Below are 21,073 nucleotides of genomic sequence, written 5' to 3' on the forward strand. Positions count from 1 at the left end.
GTGATTAAATCTATTTTACCAGTTAGCGAAAGATTTGTAAACATAGGTTTTGTTCAATTATCTTACCTGCTCGCTTTATTTCCATTACTGCCCTATGGTGCGAGGAGTGCAGTTACTATAATTTGGGCACTTTTAGGTCTAGATTTATACTTAAAGGAAAGGAAGTTAAACCTAGTACAAATAAAAAGAAATCGGAAAATTTTTGTTTTTACCATATTACCTTTTGTTTGTTTGTTAACCTCAGTTTTTTATTCTAAAAACTTTGGCGAAGGCTTAGATAAACTAGTTCAGGTTTCTTCCTTGCTTATTTATCCGCTCATTTTTTTCCTCAACACAAATAAATTTGACAGAAAAAGGCGGGAGAAAATAATAATCATTTTTTGTGTTTCCGTTGTGCTTTTAGTTACATATCAAATATTGATGTCAATCAATAATAGAACATTCTTATTGGAAGATTTAAGCCAACGTGAGATTCAAAGAAATAATTTAAGTAGCTATGATACCATAGATGCTGAAATAAAGAATACAATCAAACTTAGAAGATTCCGTAATTATGTGGTCAATCTGGTAAATGTCCATACTACCTATCAAGGGCTTTGGATATCTTTTGTCTTATTTCTACTTTTTAAACATGTCCCGTCTAAAAAGAACAAAAACAGAATAATTAGGTACACATTACTGATTATTTTAGGTGGTTTTTTGTTTTTTTGGTTGTTGCTGTTGTCTACTAGGATGCCGATTTTGGCAATACTATTAGGGGGCCTTTTAACAATAATTTTGTTTACAAAACTTAGTTGGAAGACATATTTGCTTGCCTTTGGTTTTACAGGTTTTATAGCAATTGGAAGTTACTTGACCGTAGATTCCATTCGTTTGCGTGTAGACGAGGTGTTCAAGACCAAGTTTGCTCTTCCCAGCAAGGGAAACGACATTGAAACGTACAACTCTACCAATGTGAGAAATGGTGTCTACTATTGCTCATTTAAAGTAATTAAAGACGATATTCTTTTTGGTTTAGGTTTGGGGGATGTACAGGATGGACTGGATAATTGCTACAGAAAGGATCTAAAAGCCAAAATTTACCGCTGGACTACATACAATACTCACAATCAATATTTGTTTTTCCTATTATCAAGCGGATTTCTTGGCTTAATAGCATTCTTAATTTCTATATATATACAATTTAGGGTAGCACTGAGAAGAAAATTAAGTCAATACTTCTACTTTTTGACTATAGTCTCGATTGTATTTTTAACAGAAAATGTTTTATTGCGCTCAGATGGATTAATATTCTATTCTTTCTTTAGCGCTCTCTTCTTATTCAACTCAGAAATTCTGATAAATGATAATAGTTAACGCACGATTTCTTACTCAGCCGGTTACGGGCGTCCAAAGGTTTGCAATTGAAATTTCGAAGATTATAAAAAAAAGACTGGGGGACAAGGTACATTTTATCACTCATCCAGGAATACTTCATCATAAGTTGGCAGAAGAATTAAAAGCCGAGGTTATAGGGCTTAACAGAAGCCATATTTGGGAACAGATTGATTTACCACTCTATTTATCTATGAATAAGCGACCGCTCTTGATATCTTTTGGCTACACTGGACCACTTTTCTATCGAAATCAGATAGTTTCAATACATGATATGGCGTTTAAGTACTACAAGGAAACTTTTTCCAAAAGCTTTTCTTATCTATACAACTTTTTAGTACCCAAAATTGCAAAAAAGTGCCTTCATGTTTTTACAGTAAGCAAGACTGCAAAAAATGAGCTTGCAAAGGAGTTGGGCATTCCCAAGGAAAAAATAACTGTTGTTTATAATGGCTTGTCAGATGTGTTTAAGACAGGTGGGCAGACAATTACAAATAAAGAAAAATACATATTAACAGTGTCTTCTCATCATCCTAGAAAAAATTATCCTAGACTTTTAGAGGCTTTTTCGATGTTGGATAATAAGTCCATCAAGTTATATGTCGTGGGCAATGAAATAAAACACTTTTCCAGTAGTATGGACAAATTGAATGATGTTTCTGTTGAGCGAGTAAAATTTTTGACAAATATTTCAGATGAACTTTTATCATCTTATTATGAGAATGCAGAACTCTTTGTTTTTCCTAGTTTATATGAAGGATTCGGGATACCTCTTGTCGAAGCTATGGGCATGCGGTTAAAATGTGTAATTTCTGATATTCCCGTTTTTAGGGAGATTGCAAAAGAAAATGCAATCTTTGTAAACCCAAAAGATGTAGAATCCATTAAGGAGGGTATTGAGATTGGACTGAAGTTGGATAAAAATAGGATGTCCTATGACAATATGTCCAGATTCAGCTGGAACACAAGCGCTAACAAGGTTTTAAAACTATTAAATCAAATTGAAAAACAAAATTAAGATAATGCATGTTCTAAACTCTGTAGGGGGTGTGGATGTGTCTTTGAGATTGATTTTAGAAAATATTGACCCAGAACAATTTGAGAATGTTGTTGTTCATGGAGTAAATGATACTAAAAAACAATATCTTAACAAACACGGCGAGAAATTGAAGGAGTTTAAATTTAGAATTTCACGAGAAATAAATTTATTCAATGACCTTCTTGCTCTTTTTAATACCATTAAAATCTTAAAAAAAGAAAAACCTAATTTAGTTCATGCACATAGCGCCAAAGGTGGGATTATAGCTAGGGCAGCGTCCCTATTTTATAAAACGACCGTTCTTCATACTCCCCAAGCGTATTCTTATTTAAGTGCACCTAGAGGACTCAAGAGAACCATATTCCTTTCCATTGAAAAGCTTTTCAAAAACTTTAATTCTATTTTGTTAGCATCTTCTAAATCAGAACTTGAAAGAGGAATTAATGAAGTTGGGTATAAGAAGACAAATACTTTGCTTTTTAACAATTCAATACTTCCTATTGAATTGAATAATAGCGAAATACAACATGTTGTGACTTGGCCCAAAAGTTACATTTGTTCCGTAGGAAGGCCTTCCTATCAAAAGAACGTTGAAATGATGGTTGAAGTGATAAAATGCGTTAAAGATAAAATACCTTCAATTCATCTTGTTTTAATGGGGATTGGAGAATATAGTCCAAACGTAAACAGTGTAAAGGAGTTGATTAAAAAGTACGGGTTAGAGAAGAATATTACTTTGGTAAAATGGATAAAAAGAGAAGAAATTTTTAAAATTGTTTACTCCTCTACGTTATATGTTTCAACTGCAAGATATGAAGGATTGCCATATTCCATTATAGAGAGCTTAGCTTTATCGAAAGCATGTGTTGTAACAGATGCAGACGGTAACAGAGATTTGGTAATCGATGGAGAGAACGGGTTCCTTGTTAAGAACAATGACATTCAAAACATGGCAGATAAAATATGTAGACTAATTGAAGACAAGAAATTAAGAAATGAAATGGAACAGCAATCTTTAAACTTGTTCAATCAAAAGTTTAATATGAGCACTAACATAATACAGTTGGAAAAAATATATGAAAAGTTAGCAGTCCGATAAATTCAGGAGCCTGTCTTTTTTAATGCCATTAATTTCCATTTAATAGTTCTAGTTTTGTATTGAAAATAAAATGTAAAACCGTTAAGCTAAGGTTTTTTGGTTTCATCCTAAAAAAAGAGGGTACTAACTCATTTTTTAAATATGTTTTTCAGGCAAAAAAGATATTCAGGATTTATTATACCTATCTCATACCTTCTTGATTTGTTGATAATAAATCTTTTTGCCTACATGCTTCCCATAAATTTACAGAGGCCGATCTTGTTTCACGGTTACATTTCGTTAGCTTGGATTATTGTGGCTGTAAAGAACAACTTTTATCGAGTTTACAGATATACAAAAGTTGCACAAATACTGCGATTGATTTTTTCGCAATTCGTTTTGTTTTTCTTAATTCTTTATGCGTTTATTGGCTTTTTTAAACAACCCGTGATGAGCCGTTTGGCACTAGCACAGTATTTTGTATTTGTTCTATTGGCTGTGTTCACTTTAAAGTTTATTGGTTATTTGTCACTCATGAATTATCGGAAAAGGGTAAAAGGGAACCTAAGGAATGTGGTGGTAATTGGAAAGAACCGAAAAACTGACCAACTTGTAAAAGTATTTACTGAAAGAAGGGAGTTTGGTTATAATTTTCTGAAGCAATTCTCTTTAAGTGATAGCAATTTTAGCCTTCAAGACTGTTTCAATTATATTTCGCAAAAGGATGTTGATGAAATTTATTGCTCTGTATCCGACTTGGGGAACGATGAATTGGCCGATTTCGTAAACTTTGCGGACAATAACTTAAAGACCTTAAAGTTCGTACCGGACAATAAAAATATTTTTTCTAAAAAATTAAAGTTTGAATATTATGATTATATACCTATTCTTTCTTTACGAGATATTCCTCTTCATATTCCATTAAATTCCTTTTTAAAAAGAAGTTTTGACATTGTGTTCTCTATTTTTGTGATTTTGGGAATTCTTTCTTGGCTTACACCTTTATTGGCACTACTAATCTCTCTTGAGTCGAAAGGGCCAGTTTTCTTTAGGCAGACCAGAAACGGCATTGATAATAGGGAGTTTTATTGTTATAAATTTCGCTCTATGGCACCAAACGGAAATGCCGATGATTCACAAGCCACTAAAAATGATATGAGAGTTACTAAGGTAGGGAGATTTATTAGAGCAACTAGTATAGACGAATTGCCTCAATTTTATAATGTACTTTTTGGCACTATGTCTGTGGTCGGACCCAGACCTCACATGGTAAAGCATACCAATGAATATTCCGATAGAGTAGATAAATACATGGTAAGGCACTTTGTAAAACCTGGAATCACTGGTTTAGCACAAGTAAAAGGATATAGAGGAGAAATTGAGAGTCAGTTCGACATACAGAATAGAATTAAGCTAGATATCTTTTATGTGGAAAACTGGTCCATGTTTTTAGATTTTAAAATTATCGTTCAAACCATAATAAATGCCCTTAGGGGTGAAGCTAAAGCATATTGATTTATGAAAAAAACCTTAATTACAGGAGCAGCGGGATTCCTTGGGTCGCACCTTTGTGACCGTTTCATTGCTGAAGGACACCACGTAATTGGTATGGATAACCTGATAACAGGCGATCTCAAGAATATTGAACATCTATTTCCCCTGGAAAATTTTGAGTTCCATCACCATGATGTATCCACTTTTGTACATGTAGGCGGAGATTTGGATTACATTCTGCACTTCGCTTCTCCCGCTAGCCCGATAGATTACTTAAAAATTCCTATTGAAACTTTGAAGGTGGGCTCCCTTGGAACTCTGAATCTATTAGGGTTGGCCATGAATAAAAACGCCCGAATCTTAGTGGCCTCCACCTCAGAAGTCTATGGAGATCCGTTGGTTCACCCGCAAAACGAGGATTATTATGGTAACGTAAGTCCAATAGGGCCCAGAGGAGTATACGACGAGGCCAAACGCTTTATGGAGTCCATTACCATGGCATATCATCGCCATCATGGTTTGGATACACGTATTGTGCGTATTTTCAACACCTATGGTTCTCGTATGAGATTGAATGATGGTCGTGTGGTGCCAGCATTCATAGGTCAGGCGTTAAGAGGTCAGGATTTGACTGTTTTTGGGGATGGTTCCCAAACCCGTTCATTTACTTATATCGATGATCAGGTTGAAGGTATTTATCGTTTGTTGATGAGTGACTACGTGGAACCTATCAACATAGGTAACCCGGATGAGACTACAATTTTGGAGTTTGCCGAGGAAATTATAAAGTTAACAGGGACAGACCAAAAAATTATTTTCAAGCCGCTTCCACAAGATGACCCGTTGCAAAGACAACCTGACATTTCTCGAGCTAAAGAGATTCTGGATTGGGAGCCCAGGGTTCCACGCTCAGAAGGATTGAAACAAGTGTACGAGTACTTCAAATCCCTATCTGAAGAAGAGCTTTGGAAAGCACATCGGGATTTTTCAAATAACAAATAAAGAAATTCGTTCCAAAGCGTATTTTTGCCAAAAATACTTTTGATGAACATCCTAGTCCTTGGTTCCGGTGGACGCGAACACACCATTGCGCACAAAATTTCCCAAAGTCCGTTGCTCAAATCACTTTTTGTAGCCCCTGGAAATGCCGGTACGGCTCAAATTGCAAACAATGTTGCTATTGGGGTCAATGATTTTGAGGAAATTAAATTGCTAGTTCTAAAAGAACAAATAGAGTTGGTGGTGGTGGGACCGGAAGACCCATTGGTCAACGGTATCCATGACTTCTTTTTGAATGACCCAGAGATTAAGCATGTGAAAATCATTGGACCTCAGAAGGCTGCAGCCACTTTGGAGGGAAGTAAGGAGTTTGCCAAAAGGTTTATGATGGACCATGGTATACCCACTGCAGCATATCAAAGTTTTACCTCGGACAAATTGGATGAAGGATTTCAGTTTTTGGAAAGCTTAAATCCACCCTACGTGCTTAAGGCAGACGGACTGGCCGCTGGAAAAGGGGTTTTGATTCTTAATGATTTGGAAGTTGCCAAAAAAGAACTTAAATCCATGTTGATGGATGCCAAATTTGGGTATGCCAGCAGTACTGTTGTGATTGAAGAATTCTTAGACGGAATTGAATTGAGCTGTTTCGTGTTGACCGATGGGGAGAATTATAAAATACTTCCCACGGCTAAAGACTATAAACGAATTGGAGAAGGGGATACTGGTCTTAACACTGGAGGTATGGGCGCCATTTCCCCAGTTCCTTTTGCAGATGTAGATTTTATGCAGAAAATAGAGGAACAAATTGTTAAACCAACCATAAATGGCCTAAAAAAGGACAACCTACCCTATGTAGGATTCATTTTTATCGGGTTGATTAAAGTGGGTGATGCACCCAAAGTAATCGAATACAATGTTCGTATGGGCGACCCAGAAACTGAAGTGGTCATTCCAAGAATAAAAAATGATTTTGTTGAGTTGCTTCAAGCAATGGCCGCTGGAAAACTTGATGAGGTTGAATTGGAAATTGATAAAAGAACCGCTACAACGGTAATGGCAGTCTCAAGAGGTTATCCTGAGGCTTATGAAAAAGGTAAAACCATTACGGGTATTGAAAAGGTAAAGAATGCCACCGTTTTTCATGCAGGAACTAAATGGGAGAATGGACAGGTGGTTACAAACGGAGGTCGCGTAATTGCCATTACTTCCTTTGGTAAGGATTATAAAGAAGCATTAGAGAATTCCTATCAAAATATGGAGAAACTCCATTTTGAAGGAATCTATTATAGAAAAGACTTAGGGTTTGACCTATAGGTAAGAGTGGGAGCTGATGCTTTTATCTTCCTCTCCTCTTGAGTCAAAAATCTTCAACTGCTGCATCCAATACAGCATGGCTATAAAGCCAACAATGAAAAATACCCAGTTAATGGAGTTGGCGGCCCACCAACTTTCCATGAAACGAAAAAAGTCATATGGGGCAAAAAGCACATTTACAAATAAGTCCTCAATGCCGTAAAAAAACTTGCTCATCTTAGCTATATTTACCCTGCAAAAATAGCAAAACCAAAAATGATTTCAAGTTTTTTTAGTAAAACAAAACCCATAAATTATGTGGTTCTGTCCACATTCTTGGTTTTGTTCTTTTTGTTATATGGGATTTATGGACCAGTTACGTCAATCTTTGGAGATAACTATGCTTTGAACTTTCTGGTTTTGGCAGCTTTGGTAATTGAGATGCTAATTGTCAATGAAATCATCCGTAGGGAAAAAGTCACCGGATTTAGTTCGTTTGCTATGTTGTTTTTTGTAATGTTTTTGGTGGTTTTTCCCGAAAGCATGACGGATACCAATGTGGTTTTCTGTAATTTTTTTTTACTGTTGGCGCTCTGGCGCTTGTTGGCCATTAAGACAATTAAAAATGTAAAGCACAAGATTTTTGATGCCTCTCTTTTTATTGGTATTGCTAGCCTATTTGTAGATTGGTCACTTATCTTTCTAACCCTGGTATTTTTGGTGATTAATTTATATGATCGGGCAACTTTCAAGAATTGGTTTATCCCCTTTGTGGCCATAATCACCCTGGGTATATTGACCATAACATCGTTTCACCTTTATGACAACCTCATTTTTTTAAAGGAACATTATCGGTTTCAGATGAACTTTTTAAGTGAGGACTTCAAGCGATTTGAAATGATAAAATCCATAGTTTTTGTTTTCATTTCATTAGTAGTGATGACTTTGGTTTTTTTGAAGCTGAGACAAAGGGGAAGCGGAAAACTACTGGCCCTGCGTATTCTTTTCTTTTCTTTTTTATTGGCTTCTGTTATACTACTTGTTAGCGTAAAGGGAGAAAGAGCCGCACTCCTTGGGTTTTTCCCAGTTTCCGTGTTTATCACCAATTACCTAGAGAGCTTTGAACAAAACAGATATAAAGAAGTTGCCATTGTCATTTTATTGTTTCTTCCTTTTTTCATTCTTGGAGTTCAATTGAGTTCGTAAATCTGAAAGCAATATCTTTGCGAAAAGAACGGAAAGCATGCTTTTTACTACATTGGCCAATACTATTTTTGAGGAAAGCATAAACACCTATCACATTAAGGACGATGTTTATCAGGATTTCAGCAATCCGTATCCAAAGGATACAATAGAACATTTGCTATATAGAAAGAATTGGATAGATACGGTCCAATGGCATTACGAAGATATTATCCGTGACCCCAACATTGACCCTGTGGCCGCATTGGATTTAAAACGAAAAATTGACGCCAGTAATCAGGACCGTACGGATTTGGTAGAGTATATTGACAGTTACTTTTTAAAAAAATACCAATCGGTTGAGGTCTCGAAAGACGCTACTATAAACACGGAGAGCCCGGCCTGGGCCATAGATCGACTCTCTATTTTGGCCTTGAAAATTTATCATATGCAAGAGGAGGCCAATAGAACGGATGCTTCCCCAGAACATATCCTAAAGTGCAATACCAAATTGGAAGTGCTTTTGGAACAACGCAAAGATCTTTCTTCAGCGATTGACCAACTTCTTGCCGATATTGAAGCGGGGAACAAGTACATGAAAGTCTACAAGCAGATGAAAATGTACAATGATGATGAATTAAACCCGGTTTTGCGTGGACAAAAAGAATAGTCCCGTCCATATTCTTGTAATACGTCTGTCGGCCATGGGAGATGTGGCAATGATGATACCCGTCCTGAACACACTTATTGCAACATACCCTAACATAAAGGTAACTGTACTTACCAAAAAAAGCTTTTCACCAATGTTTGCATCAATTCCGCGAGTTGATGTACATATTGCGAATGTAAAAAGCGAGCATAAGGGTTTTCCTGGACTCTGGCGGTTATACAAGGAACTCAAAAGTAGGGATATTGATGCAGTTGCAGACCTTCACAATGTGTTGCGAAGCAATGTATTGAAAAAGTATTTTGGATTGACCGGAATTTCTTTTAAACAAATTGACAAGGGAAGAAGGGAAAAGAAGGCACTGACTCGCTTGAAGAATAAAGAATTCGGTCCACTCAAAACCACACATGAACGGTACACCGATGTGTTCAGTGATTTGGATTTTCCCATTGACTTATCCGAATGGAAACCTTTGGAAAGGCAACCACTTCCGGAGAAAATTGTAAATCTTATTGGTCAGGATACCAAGAAATGGATTGGCATTGCCCCTTTTGCAGCCCATGAGGGTAAAATGTATCCACTGACATTAATGAAAGAAGTAATCAATGAACTTGACAATACCGATAAGTATAAAATATTGCTTTTTGGTGGGGGCGAAGACGAAACGAGACAACTTGAAGAAATGTCTGGTAAGTTTTCCAATGCTCTGAATCTAGCAGGCAAACTTTCGCTGGAAGAAGAACTAGCCATTATCTCAAACTTGGATGTTATGGTGTCCATGGATAGCGGAAATGGGCATCTTGCAGCCAACTACAATATTCCCGTTGTCACTTTATGGGGAGTAACCCACCCTTATTCCGGATTTTATCCTTTTAATCAACCCTTGGAAAACGCTTTGTTGTCGGATAGGGAAAAATACCCAGGCATTCCAACTTCAGTGTATGGAAACAAAGTGCCAGAAGGATATGAAAAGGTGATGGAGACAATTTCACCTCAAAGGGTTGCTGACAAGATTTTGGAGGTTTTGGGAAACTGATTACATCAACTGTGGTTCTGCTTTAAGAGAACCAAAATAGTGCTTAAGCTGTTGAAGGTATAAATACCTGCTCTGGCGGGAGATTTTATCCGACATCATGGTACGGATTCCTAAGAAAGAAGCGATAATGTAAGCAGCAATCCCCTCACAATCCAAATGACGTGCAATATGTCCATCCACTTTTCCTTTTTTAAGTAGGGAAACTAGATTCACTTCCCACATTTGGACAATATCTTTCAAGTATCTGCTTATCTCCGCATTACGTTTGTTGAACTCAGTCAAAAAATCAGCAAGCATGAATCCATACACCATTTCATTGCCTTTATTGGGTTCCAAAGCTTTTTCGATACTATCCAAAATGATAGGCAAAGGGTTTTCATGGGTGTTCAACGGTTCAATCAAAAGAGCATATACTTTTTGCACGACCAAACTCTGTATAATATGAATAAAGAAATCTTCCTTGGATTTAAAATGATGGTAAAAGGCCCCTTTTGAAAGTTCTAATTCTTTCAGGATATCATCCAAATTGGTATTGTAATACCCTTTTTTGGAGAAAACATCCAGACCTTTATAGCACAGTCTGTTTATGGTAACTCGAGATTTGAGGTTCTTTTCCATAAGATTCGGGTTTTGATGTAGTAGACCTTTAAGTCTGTTACAAAGTTCCAGGAGAAGGATACTGTTCTCAAGAATCAAGGACAAATCTGTAAGAAAAATCGGTGAAATGTGAAAAATCAGCCTAAAACCGGAATGACGAAAAAAAGAACAAACCCGTCAGTCGGTTTAAGGGATTGTTTTTTGGGGTAAAAGGAAAACCATTCGTGAAATCAAGAGAGGGATGCGTTGAAGAATTTCAGAACTTTAGCAGAACTTATTGAAATGTATCATTCTATGAAAATAGTAAAGGTTGCAACTACAATTCTGCTGGTATTGCTATTTGTTTTGGCTATCGCAAGCTTGTTAATGGGCGGATTTGTACCCTTGTTCAGCATTGCCTTTGGGTTTCTCCTGATTTACTACGTTTTGGTCTATGGAATTATTTTTCTGGCTCATAAAACAGGAAAAGCTATTTTGAGGTATTTGGCATTATTGCTTTTTTTCCTGCCTGTGGTTTGGGGTCTTTGGGATTTGGAAAGTCTATTCAATTTTCTGCTTCAGGGAATACACCTAGACATGAAATGATTCAAGACATACGACCTCCATTTTATTCATTTACCAAAGTGTTTTTTCGAAAAAAATTCAGAACTTAAGTTACTAACAAAATGAATAACAATTTTCAGAACAAAGGCGAATCCCCTCAGGCCATTCTGAATCAAAAAAACCTTTAAATGAAAACAACAACCTTTCTAACCTTTGTAGGCGACCAATGTGGTAAAGCCAAGGAAGCTATTGAGTTTTACACTTCTCTTTTTCCAAATTCTGAGGTAAAGAGCATTACAAACTACGCCCAAGGCGAGGCTGGTGGAACCCCCGAGCTTATCAAATACGGAGTGTTTACCTTAAACGGCACCGAATATGGCGTATCCGAAAGTAATTATGCCCATAAATGGTCATTTTCGCCCGGGGTATCCCTATTTGTAGATAGTGATTCCGAAGAAGAAATAGACACCCTATTCGAAAAGCTGGTGGCCCATGATGGTATGGTCATGGTACCTTTGGATAACTACGAAACTGGTGACTACGGCTTCGGTAAAAAATTCGGATGGGTTCAAGACAAATATGGTATTTCCTGGCAAGTAAATCTAGCCGAATAAATATCCATGCAACGGTTGGTAACATCTTATTCAGAATTAAGGTCTTTAAGCTTTTTCGTGAAAAATCTCGAGCTTCATTCACACTAGGATTTAGGTAATTGTAAAAGCATGATATTTTGAATAGTTCGGGTTTTTTGGACATCGTTTCTGGTATTGGTGCAGTGCAAGGTCTTCTATTTGCGTTGTTGCTGTTGGCCAAGAAGGACAAACAATTCCCAGACCGGATTTTGTTCATCTGGTTTTTGATATTTTCGTTTCATCTATTGTGTGGAATGGGCAAGGACGTTTACCCCACACTGGCTTTGTTTTCTGTATTGACCATGACCCTAGGGTTCCTACATGGCCCCTTTTTCCTGCTATACCATAAATCCTTGACCAATAAAAACTGGCACTTGGCAGACGGTCTTCATTTTATTCCTTTTCTGATTTTTACCTTTTTAGGCTTCTTCATCGACTCCGATTTTGCCTCATCTTGGAATCTTATCGTTCTGTTTCCCAAAATCGCTTCATTAACTGTTTACCCTGCTTTTGTTTTGTTTTCTAGCATGAAACAAATGAAATACTTTAAGGACAACCATGCAGGCAATATGGTTTTGGCACTTCGTTGGATTCGTAGTATAGCTCTGCTATTTCTGTTCAGCATAGGCATTAGTATCTTGAGGATGGCCGTGGAATTATCCGTAGGGGTACGCTATTTTGAACTTTGGGATGTAATCCGATATGTGGTGCTTTTAACAGCAATCGGGTATTTTGGGTTGAGGTATGGGATCGTCTATAATCCAGAGCAGACTATTTCTCTGGAAACCAAAAACAATTACAAAAACAGTCCTTTACAGAAAGAAGACATTGCGAAGTATGCGGACACCATCAACAATTTTATAAATACGAATGAAGCGTATCTGGACCCGAACTTTTCTTTGTCGACACTTTCGGATGCAGTAGGTATTCCCAAGCATCATCTGTCCCAAATTATCAATTCGGAGATGAAGACCTCCTTTTACACCTTAATTAATTCCAAAAGAGTAGAGCACGCCATGGCTAAACTTAAAATTTCTGATAAGATGAATTATACACTTGAAGGTATTGGTTATGAATCGGGCTTCAATTCAAAATCATCGTTCTTCCATAATTTCAAGAAGGTAACGGGCAAAACACCCAAGCAGTACTTCAGTGAAATCAGTAGTTCTTAATTAAGCTTCACCACAATTCATACGGGGAGTGTTTTCTTAGCACGCATAACTTAATCACTGTTTGGATGAACAAAAGAAGCTTTTTGAAAACATCAGCTCTGGGAGCTACAGCGGTTTTGGCGAATCCTTTTGAAGCATTAAATGCCGGATTGGTCAATAAAAGTAATGGTAAAAAAGCCCTTATGCTTGGTGGCCGGGGCTTTATTGGACCTTCAATCGTGAAGGCGCTTTTAGCGGCAGGTAATGAGGTTACCCTGCTGAATCGAGGCAAAACGAATGCTGACCTTTTTCCGAACCTACCTGTGATTATTTGTGACAGGGAACGTGAAAACAAAGCAGGTCTCAAGGCTATTGCTAAAAAATACAAGGAAACCTATTGGGATGTTGTGGTGGACACCTGGCAAAAATCCCCCAAGGCCGTATCTGATTTTTTGGAAGAGTTTAAAGACTCTATTGGGCACTACCATTATATTTCTACGATTTCGGTATATGATAAATGGGACAAAAAATACATTGTGGAAAGTGAACCCTTAAATCCGCTCCCACCTGAACCAACAACAATAGGTGAAGAGTTTCGATACGCCATTCGGAAAACCTTTGCCGAAGAGGCCATTAGAAAACATACCAACCGGTACACTATTTATAGATCTTCTGGGATGAAGGATTACAGGGTTACCGACCCTAGCGACCCCAATGACCAACCGTATTGGCCTGTTCGATTTAACCGTGGTGGGGAAATTCTCGTGCCTAAAATCGATAATCATTACATTCAGTTTACCGATGTGCAGAGCTTAGTTCATTTTTTAGTGCAGTGTTCGGAAAACAAAACGTATGGGGAGTTCAATGTGGCGCATGCTACCATGACATTCAAGGATTACGTGTCTTGTTTGTCTTACGTTACCCAGAAGCCGGATAAATTACATTGGATTGATGGTGAGTTTTTGGAAAAAGAAGGGTTACTACCCTATAGAATAGTGCCTTTCTGGCGTGAGCAACCTGTTGGATTCTACTATTTCAATATACAAAAAGCACTTTCGGCGGGGTTGATCAATCGCCCAGTGACCGATATGCTGGCCGACCAGATAGCGGGTTATAAAAACAGATTTCCAAAAGATGATGTTCGCTTTGGAACGACGGTAGGTGAAAATACCCTGAAGTACTTTTCCATGGAAAAGGAAAAAGAGGTGATACGCAAATGGCTAGCTAGCAAATAGCATAAAACATAAACGTACTATCAAGAGCAAGGCTATCTTCCCATTTTTAGCGAAAATTTCCGAACTTCACTACAAGGGGAACAACCAAATAGGCAAGCTTGAAAATCACATTAGATTTAGAACAAGACTTCAAGGAACAATTTCGGAACATTATTGGTTCGGAGGCCTTTGATAGGGCATCAGGCTACTCCATGGACAAAATCAAAAAGGTACAGTTCCCGGATCAGACAGAGCTCTACTATTTTGCCCCAGTGGAGCACAGGATTCCTGTTTTCATGACGAGCATCAACGCCAAGGAAAGTGAGTGGTATGTGATCCATATGAATATTGGTGGGGATATACATTTAAAACGAACCGAAAAGCATCCGTCGGACTATCACAGATTTGTCCCTTCTGGGGTGTTGCTGTATTGCCCAGGCATTGTAGTAAAAACCAATTTTCCAGAAGGCCATAGGTCCGAACTGGCAACAATCCGTATTCCAAAGTGTTTTATAGACACTTATTATGAAGATTCCTTTATTCAAAATGGACAGCTCTTGGTTTATGAAGATTTGGAATACGACATCAAAAAGAGAATTCGGGTTGCCATAAAAGGGATGGACAACAAGCTTAAATGTCATGCCATTGTGATGGAAGTTATTGAGCATCTCTTCCATAAAATCAAATCAAATGCTTCACAATCAAAAGTGATAGCGTTGCACAACGATGACATTCATAATCTTTTAACTGCTTCCGGGTTTCTGAAAAACCCGCTGTCGAATAACATACCCTCGATTGGCGAATTGGCTAAAATCGCAAAAATGAGTCCATCGAAATTCAAAGCTTCGTTCAAACAATTCTTTGGTAGGCCGCCCCATCAATACCATTTCACCATCAAAATGGAATACGCCAGGAACGAACTTAAAAAAGGTCGTAAAACACCAGTTGAGTTGAGCCACGAACTAGAGTATTCGCATCCTTCCAATTTCACTTCGGCTTATAAAAACTACTTTAATGTGGTTCCATCTTCCGACTTTGTAAAGGGCTGAATTAGCTTTTGGCACTACAATTTTGGCTTCTGCCACTATCAACCAATCCAAAAATATACTAGACTTGTTTGAGTAAAAAACAACCTAAATTATCCAATACAACAAACGATATGAAACTAGCACGATTATTCTGGTCCCTTGGTTCAATTCTGATAAATGGTATCATTGGAATTTACATCTATATGATGAGCCAAGCTCCACAAGGTAAAGAAGAACGGTATCAATATATTAACGAGCATTGGGATGTGTTTGGCAGCCATTGGAAAGTTGAACTGCTCTTAATGACTTTAATTGCCGTAGGTGCATTGTACTTTGCATTTCGAACCCAGAAAATAAGTTGGACGATAGTATCTGTAGGACAGCTTATCCTACTTTTGACCTATCCCTTTATGCTCGGCGGATACCGAAATACCCCTATTGAACTTGCCGTAATGGCCAATGAGATGGCGACCGTTGTCTTTATATTCGGGAATGTTATTTTCTTCACCGGATTATTCCTATTATATATGAAAGATGTACACCTTAAGCGATGGTTAAGAATCGTTGCATTTTCACTTTCCGGAATTATGCTGGTTGTTTTTCTAATTGTTTTTGCCGAGGTCATCACCTGGGGTCAAGCGTTGGCCATTGCTCCGCTTGCCAATATAATGTACTTGATTAATGCCTACTACGGGTTCAAGATGACTTTGGAACCGCAAGAAAATTCTTGAGTTCTAAATCTTAGGCCTATGATTTCGAGCTTTGTTTTGGACAAGATTGTATTCTCGATATATCTTTTTGGAAACCTTTGGAACTAGCACGCATGCCTTGAACATGGTTTAATGTTGGATATGACGTGTATGAGCTATACAAGTTGTATCTTAATCGTTTACCACTCAAAATGAATGGACGGTAAAATCGATATACTGAATTTTAGAGAGATGAATGATTTGTACCAGTACATCAATGTGCCGGTGCAAACCACGAACCCAAATCTTCATATTTATCGATTTTCAGACTTTACAAAAGACTCCATCGAATCCATTCAGCCCCATACAAAAGATTTTCATCAGGTATCCTTTATTCAGGGATTTGGAAGTTCAGAATTGAACATAAACCATCAAAAAGTAAATGAGCTCAATAGCGTTCTTTACTTCATTTCACCAAATCATGTATATTCTTGGGTTAGAGACCAAAATATTGAAGGATACATATTGAACTTTAAACAAGACTACCTTTCTAAAGAGCCCGCAGACTTTCAAAGCGAGTTTTTGTTCTTTGAATTGGATAAACTAAATGCCATCCCAATCGACCAAGAAGAGAACCAAAGGGTAGTCGATATTTTTGATGAGTTTTTCTCAGAATATCATCAACCGAGAAATTCATTTTCCGAAAAAATCCTAAGACATTATTTGCAGGTGGTACTTTACAAATGCCTCGACTTATATCGTAGAAGGGAGAAAACCATTGAAGCATTGCCCAAGAATCAAGGGCTTTTTGTGAAGTATAAGAATTTGATAAACAACTATTATTTGTCAAAAAGGAGTATTAAGGAATATGCAGCTTTACTCAACGTTACGCCAAATCACCTAAGCGAAACCATTAAATCATCCACAGGTAAGAATGCGTTGTACTATATCAACCAAAGGCTTCTTTTGGAGGCCAAAAACCTTTTACGATACGGCCACGAAGACATAAAACAAATTGCCTATACCCTAAACTTTGCTTCACCCTCACATTTTGGGAAATTCTTCAAAAAACAGACCCGGCAAACACCGGCTACCTACCGGAAAGAGCATCAATCCCAGAAATAGGACATTGCTTCCATCTTTTGTTATATCCATCGCGGATTTACCGAAATACTTTTACATCAACAAAATGAAACAAGATGAAAAAAGAAGTTTTTCTATTGGTAACACTACTAACAATAACAGCGATGAAAGCACAGGAAACATTAAAATTTAAAGTAATTGGAGGATATCAATTCGCAGAAGGATATACCATTCAAAACAACGCACCTTTCATCTTTGCACAAGCCGGACAATTGACTGGTTCTTGGCATTGGGAATTTGAAAACGGAAGAAAAGGGAACACACATATTAACGGTGCAACTGCGAATCGGGTTCTTTTTAATGGCGAAAACGAACTGTTCGGAACCATGAAAATCAATATGTTCGAGTTTGAAGGTTCGGCACCGGATACCGATTTGTTGTTTCTTTCTTATAAAGCCCAAAAGTTTGAAGTAAATGGAAGTCAAGTGACCATAAAAGTATCTGGGGAGTTTATAGGGGGGACCGGAAAATATAAAGATGCAAGAGGTTGGTTAACAGTGACTTCCGTGAATGGCTTCTTTGAAGACGGTAAAGGGGAAATTATTCTTGGAGAAACTCCGGAAATAACCCAAGAACAAGTGTTGGAGTGGACCAACAACTACTTCAAGGCCACACAAAGTGGAGATGCCATGATCTGGGCCAATACGTTTGCCGAGAACGCCTACATCAATGACCCATACGGAAGCCCCGCACCCAATGGCAGGGAAGAGATAATCAAAATTGGCGAAAACTTTATGTCATCCTTTGAATCTGCTGGGCTTTATCCCGAATACATTTATGTGAATGGACTTGTGGCCACTTCCAAATGGACTGGTAAGGGTATCACCAATGATGGTAAGGAAGCTACTTTTGAGGGAATAAACGTTACCACCTATAACGAAAAAGGAAAAATAGTGAGCCATTTGGGCTATTGGGACCCAGAAAAGATGGTAATAAAGTAGCGAGGTTTAAAACCATAGTCATACAAAAAAATCAGCTTGGGCAGAGTTTGAAGCTGATTTTTGTTTATTCGTTTAGGAGAAAGGTGTCATTTCGAGTATTTCCTTCGCATAATGCTTAGGGGCTGCCCAGGTAGCCTTCAAGCCTGATATGGAGAAATGGAATAAAGAGTAACTTTATATGTATTAATAGCCTATCGGCACAAGTGATTCTTAAACGCATCAAGTGCATCTACCTCAACAATAAATATCAGAAAACTCCATGAGGAAGCAACTACTATATCTTTTCATTTTGCTCGTTTCATTTCTTTGTGGATGCACCCAGCAAGATAAGACTGCTCAAATTGAAGAACTAATGGGCGAGTTGTATAATCAAGGCAAGTTTAATGGAGCTATTATGGTTTCGGAAAACAACGAACTGGTTTATAGCAAGGGTTTTGGCTTTGCCGATTTTGAAAAGAAGATACCTTTCCAGACATACACTTCGATGGATGCAGGATCTATGGCAAAAACGTTTACCGCTTTGGGCATATATATTCTTGAACAACGGGATGTACTTTCCACAAACGATAGGGTCGCCAATCATATTGATTCGTTTCCCTATGATGGCATTACCATTGAACACCTGCTCAACCATACTTCGGGATTAGTTTCTGAGGACTTTGTTTTTAATCAGGCGGAAGAAGGAAACGTAATTGACAATGATTTTTTTCTGAAGGTGATAACGGACAGTGTTCCCTCCCTTTTGTCAGAACCAGGGTCCAAGTTCCAATATAATGGCATCAATTATATTTTGTTGGCGATAATCATTGAGAAACTTACAGGAAATTCATATAATCAATTTATCAAGGCTAAAATAGCTGACTCGCTACAAATTACGGACTGGTTTCTTCGCCCTGCAAGGCTTGAAGATTGGCCTAAAGACCGGACCAAAGGATACAAAAAGGTCAATGATAGTCTACAACCTTCAGATTTGGAAGATTATGAGGGCTTTTATGGAGATTGCAACTTGTTTTTTTCAGCATCAGATTTATTAAAATGGAGTCAATCGTTTTATGCAAACACGATAATTGATAGTACAAGATTGAATGAATTGCTGAAAACGAAAAGTAGTATCAGCGGTTTAAATGCACTGCATTGGTATGTCTTGGAGGATGAAAACCAATTTCATTTTACCGGACATTGGAAGGGCTTTTACACCATGGTTTATTTCGACACGAATCGTAAAAGGTCTATTGTGTACGTAAGCAACACCTCCATAGAGTATGGGTTAAGACCACAGTTGGTCACACAGCTGCTGAGTATTTTGAATAATACACCGGGGCAACTGACCCAACCCAACCCTATTAATCCAGCGAAGGAAAACATAAACTCAGCTTCATACAACGTTGAAAAGATTGGGGTTGTTCATTTTACCGAGAGTGATGGGCAATTAAACATTGCGATTGGGGCAAATACGTATAATATGTATGAGGTCGGGGAGAACTACTTTTATGTTCCCAGTATTGATTTATGGATTTGGTTTTCGAATACCACAGAAGAAGGTTTCACGATTAACTGCTCTGACATCTATGGCATAAAAAGAACGCACCAGTAGATTGACTTTCACTTTTTTATCTGAAATTCTCATACGTGACTTTAAATATTGTACATTTCATTGATACCAAGCGAATTACTTAACTTGATTGATTGGTCATGAGCAAATCACCTCTTTTTATTTCTGCATTTTTAATAAGCTCTGGCCTGCTTTTTTGCCAAAGCAATCCAAGCCAATCTGCTGCCGTAAAGCGACAATTTCATGAACGTTTCAACCTAACAAGCCAATTTGAAGGAGGAGACCTGTCGCGGTATGTATATACCCATATGTCAGAATTTTTCCCCAATATTACCCTTCAAAAATCTGAGAATAGTCAACCCTTGCCCCTCGCCTTAAATAAGGATATTGACTCCTTTCAAGTATCGCTAAAAGAACAGAAAGTAAGCTTGGCCAACTACGTTCACCAAGCACCTGTAGATGGAATGCTTATGATACACAAAGGAAAAATAGTATTTGAGGTCTACCCCAGAATGCATCCGGACCAGAAGCATCTTTATATGTCTGTAACCAAACCTTTTGCGGGGGCCCTGGTTGCCATCTTGGAAGATAAGGGTTTGATTGATGTTAGCGAGACCATAGAAACCTATATACCCGAACTCAAAAACACAGCTTGGGAGGACATACGCATCATCAACATACTGGATATGGCCTCTGGCATTTGTTGGGAATTTGAAGAGGGTATGGAAACGTATAACAACCTCAACTCATGCTATATGCAGTTTGAGGGTTCTATCGGGTGGTCACCCTCCATAGAGACCACACCCGCAAATCCGTATGAGGGGCTTGCAAAAATGGAGCGCTACAAGGAACAAGGCCTGTCCAATGACTACTCGGGGATAAACACCTTTCTGTTGAGCTGGCTAATCGAAAAAGTAACGGGTCAACGCTATACCGATGTGTTGGAGGCAGAAATTTGGCAACCCATGGGTACTGAAAATGATGGACTCATGGTGACACCGAAAAGAAACATAAGCGCAGCATTTGGAGGCATGAGCTCCACCTTGCGCGATTTGGGAAGATTTGGGCTTTTGTTTACCCCTTCGGGACCCCAAGGTATAATTAGTGAGGCCCATTTGGAAAAAATTCAAAAAGGGGGAAGACCTAAATTGTTGGAAGCATCGGAGTCTATTCCCTTAATCTTTTCAATGGACGATGAAAAACCGGCATTTTGCACCTATCAATGGGATTTTACCATGGCCGATGGTGATTTTTACAAAAGCGGTTTCCATGGTCAGGGTTTGTATGTGTCTCCAGAAAAGGATTTGGTTATTGCTTATTTTGGCACTTCAGATAGGGATGGCACCTATCACGACCTTAGAAATATAAGCAGGCAATTGGCGAAGTCCACACTATTTGGTGAATAGCCCCACAACCGA

Annotated in this window: 21 protein-coding genes; 19 read left to right on the forward strand and 2 right to left on the reverse strand. The window is 38.1% G+C overall.

The features are described 5' to 3' along the window. The 6 genes from CLV81_RS04590 (at position 1) to purD (ending at position 7,301) form a co-directional block, all read left to right on the forward strand. Positions 1–1,356 (forward strand): O-antigen ligase family protein, encoded by a 1,356-nt coding sequence (locus CLV81_RS04590; protein WP_106143868.1) that lies wholly within the window; start codon positions 1–3, stop codon positions 1,354–1,356. Next, a complete protein-coding gene (locus CLV81_RS04595) occupies positions 1,343–2,392 on the forward strand; it encodes a glycosyltransferase family 4 protein (protein ID WP_106143869.1) in 1,050 nt (349 codons plus the stop codon). Before CLV81_RS04590 ends, CLV81_RS04595 begins: the two co-directional genes overlap by 14 nt. After that, positions 2,376–3,512 (forward strand): glycosyltransferase, encoded by a 1,137-nt coding sequence (locus CLV81_RS04600; RefSeq protein ID WP_245911918.1) that lies wholly within the window; start codon positions 2,376–2,378, stop codon positions 3,510–3,512. The genes CLV81_RS04595 and CLV81_RS04600 overlap by 17 nt, the downstream gene beginning before the upstream one ends. Before the next feature lie 228 nt (positions 3,513–3,740). Then, complete coding sequence (locus tag CLV81_RS04605) at positions 3,741–5,006, forward strand: exopolysaccharide biosynthesis polyprenyl glycosylphosphotransferase (protein WP_313790278.1); 1,266 nt, start codon at positions 3,741–3,743, stop codon at positions 5,004–5,006. Positions 5,007–5,009: 3 nt separating this feature from the next. Then, positions 5,010–5,987: a UDP-glucuronic acid decarboxylase family protein gene (locus tag CLV81_RS04610; RefSeq protein ID WP_106143871.1), complete on the forward strand. Its 978-nt coding sequence runs from the start codon at positions 5,010–5,012 to the stop codon at positions 5,985–5,987. A 42-nt stretch (positions 5,988–6,029) separates the two neighbouring features. Further along, positions 6,030–7,301: a phosphoribosylamine--glycine ligase gene (gene purD / locus CLV81_RS04615; protein ID WP_106143872.1), complete on the forward strand. Its 1,272-nt coding sequence runs from the start codon at positions 6,030–6,032 to the stop codon at positions 7,299–7,301. Here the strand turns inward: purD and CLV81_RS04620 are convergent. Further along, a complete protein-coding gene (locus tag CLV81_RS04620; RefSeq protein WP_106143873.1) occupies positions 7,296–7,517 on the reverse strand; it encodes a DUF6341 family protein in 222 nt (73 codons plus the stop codon). The genes purD and CLV81_RS04620 overlap by 6 nt on opposite strands. 39 nt (positions 7,518–7,556) lie before the next feature. Between CLV81_RS04620 and CLV81_RS04625 the strand changes: the two genes are divergently transcribed. From CLV81_RS04625 to CLV81_RS04635, 3 genes are read left to right on the forward strand one after another with little or no spacing between them, the layout of a single operon-like run. Beyond that, positions 7,557–8,486, forward strand: coding sequence for a hypothetical protein (locus tag CLV81_RS04625; protein ID WP_106143874.1), 930 nt, complete (start codon positions 7,557–7,559; stop codon positions 8,484–8,486). A 37-nt stretch (positions 8,487–8,523) separates the two neighbouring features. Next, positions 8,524–9,132: a DUF4254 domain-containing protein gene (locus tag CLV81_RS04630; protein ID WP_106143875.1), complete on the forward strand. Its 609-nt coding sequence runs from the start codon at positions 8,524–8,526 to the stop codon at positions 9,130–9,132. Further along, entirely contained in the window at positions 9,116–10,165 is a 1,050-nt protein-coding gene (locus CLV81_RS04635) for a glycosyltransferase family 9 protein (RefSeq protein ID WP_313790279.1), read from the forward strand. The genes CLV81_RS04630 and CLV81_RS04635 overlap by 17 nt, the downstream gene beginning before the upstream one ends. On the opposite strand, the gene CLV81_RS04640 is transcribed toward CLV81_RS04635, so the two are convergent. Continuing rightward, positions 10,166–10,783 carry a TetR/AcrR family transcriptional regulator gene (locus CLV81_RS04640; RefSeq protein ID WP_106144906.1) on the reverse strand — a complete coding sequence of 206 codons (618 nt, stop codon included), beginning with the start codon at positions 10,781–10,783 and terminating at the stop codon, positions 10,166–10,168. 273 nt (positions 10,784–11,056) lie between these two features. Between CLV81_RS04640 and CLV81_RS04645 the strand changes: the two genes are divergently transcribed. From CLV81_RS04645 to CLV81_RS04690, 10 genes are all read left to right on the forward strand, one after another. Further along, positions 11,057–11,347 carry a hypothetical protein gene (locus tag CLV81_RS04645; RefSeq protein ID WP_106143876.1) on the forward strand — a complete coding sequence of 97 codons (291 nt, stop codon included), beginning with the start codon at positions 11,057–11,059 and terminating at the stop codon, positions 11,345–11,347. A 146-nt stretch (positions 11,348–11,493) separates the two neighbouring features. Then, entirely contained in the window at positions 11,494–11,919 is a 426-nt protein-coding gene (locus CLV81_RS04650) for a VOC family protein (RefSeq protein ID WP_106143877.1), read from the forward strand. 116 nt (positions 11,920–12,035) lie between these two features. Beyond that, positions 12,036–13,109: a helix-turn-helix domain-containing protein gene (locus CLV81_RS04655; RefSeq protein WP_106143878.1), complete on the forward strand. Its 1,074-nt coding sequence runs from the start codon at positions 12,036–12,038 to the stop codon at positions 13,107–13,109. A 65-nt stretch (positions 13,110–13,174) separates the two neighbouring features. After that, positions 13,175–14,323 carry an NAD-dependent epimerase/dehydratase family protein gene (locus CLV81_RS04660; RefSeq protein ID WP_106143879.1) on the forward strand — a complete coding sequence of 383 codons (1,149 nt, stop codon included), beginning with the start codon at positions 13,175–13,177 and terminating at the stop codon, positions 14,321–14,323. 98 nt (positions 14,324–14,421) lie between these two features. Further along, complete coding sequence (locus CLV81_RS04665; protein ID WP_106143880.1) at positions 14,422–15,351, forward strand: helix-turn-helix transcriptional regulator; 930 nt, start codon at positions 14,422–14,424, stop codon at positions 15,349–15,351. 110 nt (positions 15,352–15,461) lie between these two features. Then, complete coding sequence (locus tag CLV81_RS04670; RefSeq protein ID WP_106143881.1) at positions 15,462–16,061, forward strand: hypothetical protein; 600 nt, start codon at positions 15,462–15,464, stop codon at positions 16,059–16,061. A 174-nt stretch (positions 16,062–16,235) separates the two neighbouring features. Next, complete coding sequence (locus tag CLV81_RS04675; protein WP_106143882.1) at positions 16,236–17,144, forward strand: helix-turn-helix domain-containing protein; 909 nt, start codon at positions 16,236–16,238, stop codon at positions 17,142–17,144. 74 nt (positions 17,145–17,218) lie between these two features. Continuing rightward, on the forward strand, positions 17,219–18,103 hold the full coding sequence (locus CLV81_RS04680; RefSeq protein ID WP_106143883.1) for a nuclear transport factor 2 family protein: 885 nt from the start codon (positions 17,219–17,221) through the stop codon (positions 18,101–18,103). A 259-nt stretch (positions 18,104–18,362) separates the two neighbouring features. Beyond that, positions 18,363–19,697 (forward strand): serine hydrolase domain-containing protein, encoded by a 1,335-nt coding sequence (locus CLV81_RS04685; protein WP_106143884.1) that lies wholly within the window; start codon positions 18,363–18,365, stop codon positions 19,695–19,697. Positions 19,698–19,795: 98 nt separating this feature from the next. Further along, a complete protein-coding gene (locus CLV81_RS04690) occupies positions 19,796–21,061 on the forward strand; it encodes a serine hydrolase domain-containing protein (protein ID WP_106143885.1) in 1,266 nt (421 codons plus the stop codon). Positions 21,062–21,073: the final 12 nt, after the last annotated feature.

It is taken from the genome of Flagellimonas meridianipacifica, assembly GCF_003001695.1.
In the GTDB taxonomy this organism is placed as follows: Bacteria; Bacteroidota; Bacteroidia; order Flavobacteriales; family Flavobacteriaceae; genus Flagellimonas; species Flagellimonas meridianipacifica.